This is a genomic window from Dryocola clanedunensis (assembly GCF_038405435.1).
Taxonomy (GTDB): Bacteria; Pseudomonadota; Gammaproteobacteria; order Enterobacterales; family Enterobacteriaceae; genus Dryocola; species Dryocola clanedunensis_A.
In genome coordinates, this window is sequence record NZ_JBBYHZ010000164.1 from 1 (window position 1) to 570 (window position 570).

Consider the following 570-nt stretch of genomic DNA (forward strand, 5'->3'; position numbering starts at 1 on the left):
GCCGGAGACCAAGGGCAAATCGCTGGAGCAGATCGAGGCGAATTTCCGCTGAGCGCCTCCGCGGATCGCGAGGTGCTCAGGGCGCCTTGCCGGTGATCTCGGTATACAGCCGGTGGGCTTCCTCGTTGCTGTCCAGTCCGCTCACCTGCATGGACTGCGCGAAGGGGCCGGCGATGACGGCAACATTGAGGACCTGATCGCCAACGGTAAACGCCACACGCTTGGCGACGCGCGCTTCCGTCGCGGCGAGGATCCGCGGCGCCGCGGCATCCGTGAAGCGCAGGATCAGCGTCCCGTGTCCGGTGGTCCCGTCGCTGCCCACGGCCACCGAGGCGATGTCGGCCGTGGTGATGAAGGCCGGCTCGATCAGGGGCAGCACGTTGCCGTCGCGGTCCTTGAGCGTGGTGACGCCGGGGTGACGGGCATCCTCGGCCACCTCACGCATCTGGATGCGTGCGTTCGCCAGCGGTGCGACGCCCGCCGGTGTCTCGATCGCCGCCGGCGCAGGAGGTGCCTGGGTGCAGGCGCTCAGTCCGGCACCCAGCATCATGGTGGCGATCAGCAGACAAC

Annotated in this window: 1 protein-coding gene; it reads right to left on the bottom strand. The window is 68.6% G+C overall.

Going from position 1 to position 570, the window contains the following annotated elements; genetic code table 11:
• Positions 1-76 precede the first annotated feature (76 nt).
• Positions 77-570, bottom strand: a 494-nt coding sequence (locus AAE045_RS24005; RefSeq protein WP_455549805.1) for a SecDF P1 head subdomain-containing protein, incomplete at its 5' end; no start/stop codon positions are given.